Source organism: Micromonospora sp. MH33 (assembly GCF_003013775.1).
Lineage (GTDB): Bacteria > Actinomycetota > Actinomycetes > Mycobacteriales > Micromonosporaceae > Micromonospora > Micromonospora fulviviridis.
In genome coordinates this window covers 1-12,305 of sequence record NZ_MUYZ01000212.1, presented here as the reverse complement: position 1 = coordinate 12,305, position 12,305 = coordinate 1, and the positions used below count along the sequence as shown (strand labels likewise).

The 12,305-nt window shown below is 73.9% G+C and carries 8 protein-coding genes; 2 read left to right on the top strand and 6 right to left on the bottom strand.

What is annotated here, in order from left to right:
• Positions 1-157: 157 nt before the first annotated feature.
• The 5 genes from B0E53_RS25720 to B0E53_RS25700 form a co-directional block, all read right to left on the bottom strand.
• Entirely contained in the window at positions 158-667 is a 510-nt protein-coding gene (locus B0E53_RS25720; protein WP_146167763.1) for a hypothetical protein, read from the bottom strand.
• A gap of 36 nt (positions 668-703) precedes the next feature.
• Positions 704-4,195: a right-handed parallel beta-helix repeat-containing protein gene (locus B0E53_RS40225; RefSeq protein ID WP_146167762.1), complete on the bottom strand. Its 3,492-nt coding sequence runs from the start codon at positions 4,193-4,195 to the stop codon at positions 704-706.
• Between the two features lie 130 nt (positions 4,196-4,325).
• Positions 4,326-6,203, bottom strand: a complete 1,878-nt coding sequence (locus B0E53_RS25710) for a hypothetical protein (RefSeq protein ID WP_107078396.1) — start codon at positions 6,201-6,203, stop codon at positions 4,326-4,328.
• Complete coding sequence (locus tag B0E53_RS25705; protein WP_107078395.1) at positions 6,200-7,468, bottom strand: hypothetical protein; 1,269 nt, start codon at positions 7,466-7,468, stop codon at positions 6,200-6,202. The genes B0E53_RS25710 and B0E53_RS25705 overlap by 4 nt, the downstream gene beginning before the upstream one ends.
• An 84-nt stretch (positions 7,469-7,552) precedes the next feature.
• A complete protein-coding gene (locus B0E53_RS25700) occupies positions 7,553-8,968 on the bottom strand; it encodes a galactosyltransferase-related protein (protein ID WP_146167761.1) in 1,416 nt (471 codons plus the stop codon).
• A 320-nt stretch (positions 8,969-9,288) separates the two neighbouring features.
• On the opposite strand from B0E53_RS25700, the gene B0E53_RS25695 reads away from it, so the two are divergent.
• Complete coding sequence (locus tag B0E53_RS25695) at positions 9,289-9,837, top strand: sigma-70 family RNA polymerase sigma factor (protein ID WP_210406209.1); 549 nt, start codon at positions 9,289-9,291, stop codon at positions 9,835-9,837.
• Between the two features lie 81 nt (positions 9,838-9,918).
• On the top strand, positions 9,919-11,010 hold the full coding sequence (locus tag B0E53_RS25690) for a histidine kinase (protein ID WP_107078393.1): 1,092 nt from the start codon (positions 9,919-9,921) through the stop codon (positions 11,008-11,010).
• A 51-nt stretch (positions 11,011-11,061) separates the two neighbouring features.
• Here B0E53_RS25690 and B0E53_RS37850 read toward each other — a convergent pair.
• Positions 11,062-12,305: hypothetical protein (locus tag B0E53_RS37850; RefSeq protein ID WP_210406208.1), on the bottom strand; the 1,244-nt coding region annotated here is incomplete at its 5' end.

Below are 12,305 nucleotides of genomic sequence, written 5' to 3'. Positions count from 1 at the left end.
GTTGCGGCGGGCCGGCCGCCGGAAAGGTCTGGTGCTCACATCCGTTACACGGCTGCGAGCCGGAAAAAGTTGACCGGGATCGAGATCGATACTTTCCGCACCGCGAGATCCGCGAGACGCCGCCCGCCGGCTGGGGCGAGCCGGCGGGCGGCGGCGGTCAGAACGACCGTCTCCGCAGGGGCGTTCCCGCCGACCCCGGCCGATCGTACGACCGCAGCCGCTCCGGCGTCACATCCGCGCCGTCCATCGCCGGGAGCACCGGCATGTCCGGCATCCCCTGCAGGTCGACGCCGACGGCGAAGGGCACCCCGCCCACGCCCTCCTCCGGCGCACCCCCCGACGCCGGCCGGGTGAGCAGCAGCTTCAGGTCGTCGTGTCCACGGTCACCACTCCAGAACACGTCCTTCGTCGCGATCAACCGCTGGAACTCGTTGCCGCACCGGACGATGGCCCCCGCCTCCACCGAGACGTTCGGCCGCCAGACGCCGTCCCCCCGGTTGTGTTCGAACCGCAGCCGCCAGCGCCGCCCGCTCGCCGACGCCGACATCCCGGCCCCCAGTTCGAGCGTCTTCTGCACGTCGCCGGAGAACACCAGCCGCTGCGCGAAGAGGGACTCCTTGCTCACCACGGTGATCTGCCACGTACCGCTCATACTCACTGCCGACATCTTTCGGGCACCTTCTCTCGTCGCCACGGAGGCGGGTCAGGCGGCCAGGGCTGCGCGCACGTCGGCGGCGAACAACTGGCGCATGTCGTCGACGGTCGGCGCGGCGGTGCCGCGCAACCGGTTGGCCTGCTTGGTGATGGTGCGTTCGAGCAGCTGGCGGGCGTACCGGCCGTTGCCGAAGCTCTCGTCCCGGGTCAGGCTGTCGAAGTGCTCCGACAGCACCGGGAGGCAGTCGTTGCTGAAGTCGAAGCCGCTGTCCCGGGCCAGCGTCTGCACGATGGAGACCAGTTCCGAGGCGGTGTACGACTCGAACGGGACCTGCCGGCTGAACCGGGAGGCCAGGCCCACGTTGTTGGCCAGGAACCGGCGCATGTCCCCGGTGTACCCGGCCACGATCACCACGATGTCGTCCCGATGGTCCTCCATCAGCTTCACCAGCGTGTCGATGGCCTCCCGACCGAAGTCGTTGCCCTGGCCGGCCAGCGCGTACGCCTCGTCGATGAAGAGCACGCCGCCGCGCGCCCGGTTGAACACGTCGGTGGTCTTGACGGCGGTGTGCCCGACGTACTCGCCGACCAGGTCGGCCCGGGAGACCTCGACGAGCTGCCCGGTGCGTAGCACACCCATCGCGTTGAGCAACTGCCCGTACAGTCGGGCCACGCTGGTCTTGCCGGTGCCGGGCGCCCCGGCGAAGACCAGGTGCCGGGAGATCGTCGGCGCGGGCAGGCCGGCCCGGGTCCGGGCCTCGGTGGAGGCGATCAGGTCGATGACGTCGCTCACCTCGCGCTTGACCGCGTCCAGGCCGACCATCGCGTTCAGCTTGCCGAGCAGGTCCTGGACGGCCTGTGCCACGCCGGCCGCCGCCGACGGCGACGCCGCCTGTTCGCCCAGGTCCTCCGGCAGCAGCCGGGCCAGGTCGAGATCCGAGGCCTGCGGGTTGGTCGACAGCCGGTACGCCTGACGCCCCAGCATGTCCTCGAAGATCTGCCGCGCCACCCGGGCGTTGCCGAAGGTCTCGTTGCGGGGCATGTCGCTGAAATGGCGCACCAGGGCCTGCCGGGTCTCGTACTCCAGCGCGTAGTGGTGGGCGCGGCAGAGCCGCTCGACGATCTCGGCCAGTTCGTCGTCGGCGTAGCTGTCGAACTGGATGGTACGGGCGAAGCGGGACTCCAGGCCCGGGTTGGCGGCCAGGAAGGTACGCATGTTCGGGGTGTAGCCGGCGACCACCACGACCACCTCGTCGCGGTGGTCCTCCATCAGCTTGACCAGGGTGTCGATGGCCTCCCGACCGAAGTCGTGGCCGCTGCCCCCGCCGGTCGAGAGCGTGTACGCCTCGTCGATGAACAGCACCCCGCCCAGGGCTTCCTCGAACCGGGCCGTGGTCTTCACGGCGGTGCCACCGACGTGCTCGGCGACCAGGTCGCTGCGGGACACCTCGACCAGTTGCCCGCTGGAGAGCACCCCGAGGGTGGCCAGGATCCGGGCGAAGATGCGGGCCACGGTGGTCTTACCGGTGCCGGGCGGCCCGGCGAAGACCAGGTGCCGGGACATGGGCGGTACGTGCAGCCCGGCCTCCCGGCGACGCTTGGCGATCTGGTTGAGCCCGACCAGGGTGGCCACCTCGTGCTTGACGCCGGCCAGGCCGACCAGCCCGTCCAGTTCGCGCAGCAACGCGGCCACCGGCCCGTCCGCTTCCCCGCCACCGCCCGGCGTCCCGGCACCCGGCGTCCCGGCACCAGGCGGCCCGTCACCAGGCGCGCCGGCGCCGGGACCGCCGTCGGCGGGTACCACGGAACCGAATGGCCCGACGGACGGCGCGGGGGCCGGCGGGCGGATATCGGACAGGTTTCCGGGCGGGGTGTCGCCCGGCCCGGCACCTCCGGTCGGGGCGGGCGCGGATTCCGGGGCGGCGTCGGCCGCCGGCCCGTCCCGCCGCCCGGCCCCGGGCGGCGGGAGGGAAACCGGACGTCCGTTGTGACCGGTGTCCACGCCGGACAGCTCGACCGCGGCGGTCGGGCTCGGCGCGTCCACGGCGACGCCGCCGTTGCCGCGCACCACCCCGCCGTGGAGCCGCACCGGCGCGTCGGTCTCCACCACGACACCCGGGCCCTGGTTACCCACGATCTCGCAGTCCGTCGCGGTGACGGAGCTGCCGGCACCGGCCCGGATCCCCGGGCCACGACTGCTGCTGATCCGGCTGCGGGACAGGGTGGTCGCGCTGGGACCGCCGGTCAGCACGCCCGCCCCGCCCGACTCCTCCACGGCCATCGAGGACAGGGTCGGCCGGGCGTTCCCGGCCACCTCCACGCCGACCCGGCAGCCGGTGATGCGGGAGTTGGACAGCAGGGTGGACGCGCTGTCGGCGAGCTTCGCCCCGACGGTCCGTGCCCCGGTGACCTGGCCGTTGGAGAACCGGCCGGCTCCGCCGGTCGCGTGCAGGCCGTACCGGACGCCCTCGATGGTCAGGCTGTGCAGTTGCGGTTCGGCTTCCTGCTCGATCGCCACGCCGATGGGGACGTCACGTACCCCGACCCCGTCCAGCCGCGCCCTCGACCGGCCGGTCAGGAACACGCCAGCGTCGGCGCAGTCCGCCACGGCACCGCCGGTGAGGTGCGGCGTCGCCGTGCCGTTGACCACCACCCCGGCCGCGCCGCAGTCGCGCACCTCGCAGTTGGTCAGCGTCGGCGCGGAGGTGTCCCGGCAGTCGAGGCCGTGGCCGCGGGCCCGGATGACGCGCGTGTCGGAGAGCGCGGGCGCCGCCTGCCCCATGGTCACCACGGCGTGCACCCGGGCGTCCCGGATCTCGCAGCGCTCCAGCACCGGGGTTGCCCGGTCGCTGACGAGCAGCCCGACCTCGCCACCGGACACCGTGGTCCCGGTCAGGTGCGGCCGGGCGGTCTGCTGCGCGACGACGGCGTACTGGCCGACCTCGTCGATGCGGCAGTCCTCCAGGCGCGGGGCGCTCGCGCCCACCGCCAGGAGCGCCGCCTCCGCGACCCCGGTGAACGTGCAGTCCCGGAACACCGGGGCGCTCGACCCGGCCGTCATGATCGCGCACTTGGCGATGCTGTTGAGCCGTACGCGGGTGTACTCGCCCGCGCCGGCCTCGTGGACGACACCCGCCCCGCCGGAGTTGCCGATCGTGCCGCCACGCATCTCCACGGTGCCACCGCGTACGTGGATCGCGGCCGCCGCCGTGGCATCGACGGTGCACGCCTCGAGGCGGACCCGGCCGGCCGCCACCTGGAGCAGCGGCATCCGCTCGTCGCCGCCCCGGATGGCGATGTCCTGGATCAGGATCTCGCCCCCGGCGGCCAGGATGGCCCCGCCCGGGGGTACCTCGATGGTGACGGTGCCCGGTCCGTCCTCGGCGACCAGCACGACGTTCCGGCGGAACAGCGGCGCCTCGCGGTACACGCCGGGGCGTACCGCGACGGTGTCGCCGGGCGCCGCCGACTCCAGTGCCCGGGAGATGTCGGTGAGGCATCCGGTGTCCCTGGCCGACACCGACAGCACGCTGGTGGTCACGGGTTCGCTCCTTGGTGACTGTCGCCGCCGGGGGTGTTGCCGCCGGAAATGGTTCCGGCGTGGGGCGGGCCGGGCAGGGCCGGGCCGCCGGGGTCGGACCGGAGGAGGCCGGGGACCGTCTCCTCGTACATCACGCGCCGCCCGTTCCGGGTTCGAGGGCGAACGGGCGGTCGCCGGCCGCGAAGCCGAGGGGCCACGGCAGCGGCGCGGGCGCCGCGCGCTGCGGCTGGGCGGCGAGCGCGTCGCGCAGCTTGCCGGCCACCCGCTCGTCGAGTCCGACGTCGCGGTGCCCGGAGACGATCTCCCGCAGCAGTACGTACGGCGCACCGTCCGGCCCCTCGTCGACGCCGAGCACCGCGAAACGGGAACCGGCGACGAACATTGCCCGCCCGGCCCGTACGCCCGCCCCGTCCGCGATACCCAGTTGGTCCAGCCGCCGCGCGGTGGCCGACCAGATCGCGTACCGGCCCGCGTCGCCCTCGGTGCCGGCGTGGCAGGACACCGTGGTGAACGCCGGCTCCACCAGCAGTTCCCCGGGGCGGTACCGGGTGACGTCCAGGCCGGCGGGTGGCGCAGCGAAGACGGGTCCCCCGACGGCCGGCAGTTGCTCCAGCCCGGCGCAGGCACACCGGGCCAGCAACTGGACGTCCGCGTCGGGCGTACCCCCACCGCGCAGCGCGCCGTTGACCCGCTCGCCCACCCCGTCGAGCAGAGCCAGCACCGTGACCAGCCCGGCCATCACGTCGTGCGCGCCGACCGCGCTGCGCAGTCCCGGGTGCAGCGACAGCGCCCGGGCCACTGTCCGGGAGTGGGCCTGGAACTTCCAACCCAGCACGGTACGGAGCCGCTCCCGGTCCGCCTCGTCGGTGCGGGCCCGTACCCCGAACCACGCCGCCCCCCGGTTGGCGGGTGACGCCGGCGGACCGACGGCCGCGCCGTGCGCCGGGGCATCGGCGGCCTCCTGGCCGGTTGTCCGGGTTTGCGTGGTGTCCGGGGCGGTCACCGGCGCATCCGTGGTGTCCGGGGCGGTCACCGGCGCATCCGTGGTGTCCGGCGTGACCGCAGTCAAAGTGACCGCAGCCAAAGTGGCCGCGGTCGGGGCGGACGTGGTCGGGGTGGCGGCATCCGGGTCGGCGATCAGCGGCCGGCGGGTGTCCAGCTCCAGCAGGGGCACGTCGAATTCCGCCAACGCCATGCGCTGGACGCCGAGGTCGGGCCGGGGCATCTCGATCACCGGAAGCGCAAGGCTCTGCACCTCGAACGCCGCCGGCGAGGGCAGATCGGTCCCGGATTCGGGTGCCGCAGCGGGTGACGGGGCGTCCGCCGGGTCGACCGGCGACGGGGCGGTCCCCGGATCGGTGGTCGCGGACGACGGCACCGGGGACGGCGGCTGCCGGTCGCGGACGGGCACCCGGCCGGTCGGGGCGGGGCGGACGCGTACCCGCCCCAGCGGGGGCAGCACGTTGCCCACCGGCTCCGGTACGTCCCCGCCGCCCGGACGCCAGCACCGGAACAGCCCGCTCGTGGCGGCGCGCCCGAAGGTGAAGCGGATCCCGGCGTCCGAGGCGTAGACCGGGGCCCCCAGGTCGACCGCGAGCTGGTGCAGCAGCGGCCCGAGCCCGTCGGCCGACGCGGGCCCCTGGGTGACCAGCAGCACCGGCCGACCCCGCCAGCGGGGGCAGTGCCAGATCGCCTGGGCCAGGTCGACGGTGGCCACCGGCCGGCCGTCCAGCCGGAAACCGGACCGGCTGGCCTCGACCGCGAGCGCGAACCAACCCGCCGGGCCGGGCGTGACCGATCCCGGTGTCTCCCACGGCCCCGGATCGAGTGCCGGCACCCGCGCGCCGACGTCCGGCAGGATGCGCGCCACCGCGGCGCCCACCGCCTGCGACGCCTGTCGCAGGTACCGCGCCACGTGCTTCCCGACCGGTTCGCCCCGGCCCGGCTGCGACACCATCCGGGGCGACGGCAGGGGTCCCCGCTGCCGCAGGGCCAGCGTTTCGGTCACGGCGACACCGGCCGGAGCGTACCGCCGTCCGGCCTCGCCTCGGACGCCACGTCGGGCAGCCTCGGGTGGGCCGGCGTCAGGCCGTCGGGCGACGGAATGTCGGCCGGGGAGGCGTCGGCCGGTGCCACCGGGTCGTCGTCGGCACCGGGTGCCTGCCAGACGACCGCCTCGGCGTCGGGCCGGCACAGGTGCACCAGGGCACGGTGCACGGAGATCTCGTCCAGGGGCTCGACGGGCTCGTCCCCGGTCAGGTGCGCGACCAACTGCGGATCCGGCGCGAGGCCGTAGTGTTCCAGGTAGTAACCGACCGCCTCGCTCCACAGCCAGGTCCCGTCGGTGCGCAGGTGCATCGGTACCACGTCGCCCCGGTCCGGGGCCAGGATGTCGGGCATCGACGCGCTGCTCCACGCGATGACCACCCCGTCGCCCAGTGCGGCGAGCAGGGCGTCGCGTTCCCCGGCATCGGAGACCACCGGCCGGTTGGTGGCGAACCACGGGCCGCGTTCCGGATCGACGCCGTCGAAGAGTCGGGCGGTGGTCACCGGCGCGGGCGGTCGCGCCGCCCACAGCAGGGAGCTGGACGAGCGGGCCAGGGTCTGGTAGTACGGCGCGTTCACCCCGGCCCAGCAGACCTCCACCTGGGCCTCGTCGTCCCCGGCCTCGACCATGACCTGTCGTAGCTCGGCGCTGGCGGCCGGAAGGGAGTCCATGTCGTCGTCGACGCTGACCACGACCACCCGTAGCGGGTCCTGCCAGGGGCGGGCGGTGGACGGCATCCGCCACGCCCGCCACACCGCGCGTACCTTCGGCATCTCCGACGCCGCGGCCAGCAACGCCTGGTCGACCGGGTCGAGAAGGTCGACCGGGTCGGCGCTGCGGTCCTGCGGGAGCACCATCGAGGCCAGCTCCTCCTGCGTGGTCGGCAGGTCGGACAGGAACTGCCACGGTGCCGGCGGGCGCTCCCCGCGCAGCTCCTCCAGCGCCAGACCGAGGTCGAGGTCCCCGCCGCTGAGTGCCAGTTCCTCGCGCAGCGCCGCGATCTCGTCGCTGTCCAGTTGCAGCGGCTGGGAGACCGCCTCGAAAGCGACCGCCTGCACGACGTCCAGCCGCCGCCCGGCGGCCAGCGCGTCCCGCGCTTCGGTCAGCACCCGGTCCGGCAGCGAGCCGGCCAACCGCAGCAGCAACGCGTGCATCGACTCGTCACGTTGACCGTCAGGTTCGCCGTCCCGTGTCACCTCCGGTGCCACGTCCAGGTCCGTGTCCACGCGCCCTCCTTCGCCGTTCCAGGGTTCATCTGTGGCACGCCCAGCGCGCCAGCAGGGTTCACGCCTGCCACAGCCGGCATTCTCCTACTTGTGCCGCCACCACGACACCGTGCTGCTCCGGTCTTCCTTACGGAACTCCGTGCTGACCTGACGGCCGTGCACGATCATCCCCGCGTACCAGGTGCGGGCCACGTAGTTGAACGGCCCCATGTCGACCGTGCCGATCTCCCGGGCATTGGTGGCGCAGAACTCGAACAGGTCCCGGCAGAACTCCAGCACCGTCTCCCGCCGGCCGCCGGTGAGCCCGGCGTTGAGCAGCTGGACACCCCGGTTGTCGGACAGGAACCGCAACAGTTCGGTGCTGCCGCCGTGCTGGTACACCATCCACGGGATGCACAGCGGCGATGGCTCGTCGCCCACGTACAGGCGGTCGTCCATCTCCGGGAAGGGATCGCGCAGCATCTCCACGTCGGTGCCGTCGACGCACCACACCTGCTCGAGCTCGGGGTGCTCGCGCAGGTACCGCCAGTAGCACAGCCAGCGGTGGAAGTACGGCGAGCCGCCCTCCCCGCCCGGTGTCACCCGCACGTGCGTGACCAGGTCGGTGTCCGGCACGTCGTCGAAACAGTCGTGCAGCACCACCAACCGCTGCCCGTGCCGCTCGACGGAGCTGCGCAACTCGGCCAGGTCGGCGTAGTTCGGGGTCCAGGTGACACCGCGTTGCGGGTCGGGCTGCGCGGTCAGGTACGTGGTCAGCACCACGTTCCGCGTCGCCGCCGCACCGACCGGGACGGTACGGAACTCGCGGTACTCGGTCGAGGTGTAGCTCGCCTCCGACCGGGTCTTGAGATTGCGCACCAGGGTGAAGCGCTCGATGTCGGACACGCTGGAGCCGACCCTGGTGCGTTCGTCGCAACTGAAGATGAGGTCTCCACTGCCGACCACGTCGGCGAACCGGAACGAGGTCAGGCCGGCGTTGTAGATCCGGTTGGAGAGGTCCAGGTGCTCGTACCCCCACCGGCCGTACCGGGTGTCGTACCCGCCCACCCGGTCCAGCACCCGCCGGTCGAAGTAGAGCATGCAGCCGCGCGGATGGGTGTACGCCCGCAGCTCCGCGTCCCGGTAGATCTCCACCGCGTCGGTCAGCCGGCCAAGTGGGGTGTCGGTGAACATGTACATCAGGTGCGGCTCGGCACTCTCGATGTACGGCCGCTCCCAGCCGTCCACGATCGGCCAGCAGTCGTCGTCGAACAGGAACAGGTGCGTACAGCCCCGCTCGACCAGCAGTTCCAGGCACTTGTTCTTGGCCCGGGCGATGCCGACGTTGGTGTCGAAACGGTACGTCGCCTCCTCCACCGGCTCCTCGCTGGCGTCGTCGACCACCACGATCGCGGCACCGCTCGGCGCGTACTTGCGGATCGCCTCCAGCGCGGTACGGAGCAGCGGGCCCCGGTTGTGCGTCGTGAGCCCGATACCCACCGTCGGGAAGTCCGTCTCCATGCCCACCTCTTCGGTCAGGGCGCCACGGCGCCGTCGCTCGGGCCGCCGCCGCCCGACCGTGGTGCCGGTCGTCGCGGCGGTGCCGGACGACCGTCGCCGCGTGCCCGTACCGCCGCCGGGTGCGAGGGCGTCCACCTGGGGCACGGCATCGCGGCACCGTCGGGTTCACGGGTCGACGCGCGAACCAGCGGCGGCGCGGCGGAGGCCGCGGGTACCAGCGCCGGGCGTAGGGATAACCCTCTCCAACTCGCGGGTTCGCACCCGCGGGAGCAGGGGCCGCACCATGTCGAGCGACCCGCCCCGGGCGGCAGTGTCATGGCATGGCCGAACGAGTGCAGAGCAACCGACCCAGCAGCGCGCCGGAGAGCGACTCCTACCTGCGTGAACTGATGGACACCTACCAGCAGCCGCTGCTGCGGTACGCGCAGCGGCTGACCGACGGCGACACCGGGCGCGCCGAGGACGCGGTGCAGGAGGCGTTCCTGCGGGCGTGGCGGCACCTGGACCGGCTCACCGGCGACCACGGGTCGGTGCTGGGCTGGCTGCGCCGGGTGGTGCACAACCTGGTGATGGACGGGTACCGCATGAAGAAGGCCCGGCCGACCGAGGTGGACATCGAGAACGCCGCCGAGGTGGCCACGGCGGACCCGATGGCCGGCGTGGTGGACTCCCTGCTGGTCGAGCAGGTGCTGCACGGGCTGTGGCCGGAGCACCGGGCCGCGCTGGTGGAGACGTACCTCAACGGCCGGACCGCGGCCGAGATCAGCGAAACGCTCGGGGTGCCGGTCGGTACGGTCAAGAGCCGGGTGCACTACGCGCTGCGGGCGGCCCGCAAGGCGACGACCAACCACCTGCTCTGCGCCGCGTGAGCCGTTGGACGCGACCGTGGCGTGGGCCCGTCGCGGCCCACGGCTCCGGCCGGCCCGGCCGGAGTCGCCTACAGTAGCGGCATGCTCCGCTCGACGCAGCGAACCGACGGACCGCCCCCGGTGCCGGGTCCGTCGGACCATGTGGCACGGGTGGTCGACGCGGTACACAGCCTGCCGGGGCGGCCGCTGCCGGGAGTACAGGCCGAGGCCCTGGCCCGGGCGCTGGGTGGGTGCCTGGAGGCCGCCACGGTCACCATCGCGCTGTGGCTGCCCCTGCCGACGGGCCACGACGCGGACGCGACGGCCGGACACACCGTGCAGGAGTACTGGTGGACCGCCACCGGCGCCGAGGCGGTACCCGTGAGCCGGGCGGCACCGGTCCAGCTGTGCGACGGCGAGCAGGTCCTGGCCGACCTCGTGGTCGAGCCGCCGGCGGCGGCCGAGCGGTTGCTCCGATGGCCTGAGCTGTACGCGGCGACCCGCCTGTTGGTCAGCGACATCCAGGCCCAGCTGATCGCCGGCGACGCCGAGAAGCTGATCGGCCAGAGCGATCTGCTGCTGGCCGACGCCCGGCTGCGGGCCGCTGGCGAGATGGAGCACCAGCGGTACCAGCTGGAGCGCGACCTGCACGACGGCGCCCAGCATCACATGGTCGCGTTGCAGATGTCGCTGGCCATGGTGGAGCATCAGCTGGGCGCCGGCGACGCCGCTGAGGCGGCCCGGCACCTCGACCGGCTGCGGGAGTTGCTGGCCAGCACCGAGGAGGTGCTGCACACCACCGCGACCGGCCTGCTGGCACCGTTGGCCGACCACGGCCTGGTGACCGCGTTGACCGCCCGGCTGGGCACCCTCGACACGGTCACCCTGAACATCGACGCGCAACTGGCCGACCGCCGGTACCCGCCCGAGGTGGAGACCGCCGTCTACCTGACCTGCCTGGAGGCGGTCAGCAACGCGCACAAGCACGCCCCGGGCGCCGCGGTCACGCTGACGCTACGCGTCTCCTGCCGGGGCCTGAGCTTCAAGGTGGCCGACACCGGGCCGGGCTTCGACACCGGCGGGCGGATGCCGCTGCGTCAGCTCGCCGCCCGTCTGGCCACGGTCGACGGCACGCTGACGGTACGGTCCAGCCCGACCGCCGGTACGCTGGTCAGCGGGTTCGTGGCGAGCTGAGCCGTCCCGCCGGTACCTCCGAGCCACCCGCCCGTGCGTGCCTCGCGCCGGTCAGTCAGCGCCGCCGGTGAGCAGGCGCTCGCACGTCCGGACCAGCAGCGCGCACGCACCGCGCCCGGCCGGTCCCGCGTCCGGCGCCATGGACTGGGTACGCCAGAACAGCAGCGCCCGGCTCGCGGCCTGGGCCACCTGGTCCGAGCCGGCGTCGCCGGCCAGGCCGAGCCGGGACCGCGACTCCAGACCGTGCGCGCCGAGCAGGCGCAGCGCGTCGTCATGCCCGCGCGGCAGCCGGATCCGCCGGCCCTGCAACGCCTGCAACAGGTCCAGCTCGGCCACCTCGTGCGCGCCCGCGACGGCCGCCTCCACCGCCCGGGCGAACCAATCGTCCAACTGCCCTGCGGCCAGGCAGGCCGCCAGTGCGCGCAGCGCCCACCGGGCGGTCATCACCCCCGCCCAGGCGCGTACCTGGGCGCGCAGCGCCGCCTCGATCGCGGCACCGCCGCCCGGGGCCGCACGCCAGTCCACGACCGCGTCGCACATCGACCTCAGCTGCTGCTGTGATCCGGCCGTCGCGGCAGTACCCTCGCGCAGCGCGCCGATCGTGACCGGGGAGAACCCGTCTCCGCCTGGCGACCGCAGGGCGGTCAGGAACTCCGACTCCGCCGTGCTGGCCGGCCCGGACAGCACCAGCACGACCGCGTCCGGGGGCCCGTCGGCAGTACCCGACCAGCGGCGCAGCCGGGCCGCGAGGTCGGCGTCGACCCGGTCGCGGTGGTGCAGCAGCCGCAGCCCGCGCAGCGCGTCCACGGGTCCCTCGACCAGGATCCGGTCCACCCCGGCCGCTGCGCCCGGCCAGGCGGCGCCGGACCGGTCGGGCAGCCGGACCGGCCGCCACGGCGCTGCCCCGGGAGCCGGGTCCAGCGTGACCCGCGGGTACGGCTGGTACTGGTAACCGGTCGGCGGGACCGCCCCGACCGGTGGATCCCATCGGGCGACACCGTCCGGCTCGCACAGCACCGACACCAACTCGGGTGCCGACGCCCCGACCACCGCCACCCGGGTCCGGCCGTCCTGCCGGTCGATCGCGACCCGTAACGGCGGGCTGTCCGCGGGCGCCTCCCGGCTGGTCACGAGCAGGGTCAGCAGCCGGAGCGCGGTGACACCGGCCGGTAGCTCGGGTGCGACGGCGGTGGCCTCGCCCGGCGGCGGCCCGGCCGGCTCCGGCGCGGCGGACGGCGCGGGCCCCCGACTGTCGCCGCCGAGCCGCTCCGGCAGCAGGATGTCCACCACGGTCG

What these genes read in the sequence shown, in the direction of transcription:
- B0E53_RS25720 (WP_146167763.1), bottom strand. Translation starts at nt 667, where the DNA reads ATGTCGGCAGTGAGTATGAGCGGTACGTGGCAGATCACCGTGGTGAGC.
- B0E53_RS25700 (WP_146167761.1), bottom strand. Translation starts at nt 8,968, where the DNA reads ATGGAGACGGACTTCCCGACGGTGGGTATCGGGCTCACGACGCACAAC.
- B0E53_RS25695 (WP_210406209.1), top strand. Translation starts at nt 9,289, where the DNA reads ATGGCCGAACGAGTGCAGAGCAACCGACCCAGCAGCGCGCCGGAGAGC.
- B0E53_RS25690 (WP_107078393.1), top strand. Translation starts at nt 9,919, where the DNA reads ATGCTCCGCTCGACGCAGCGAACCGACGGACCGCCCCCGGTGCCGGGT.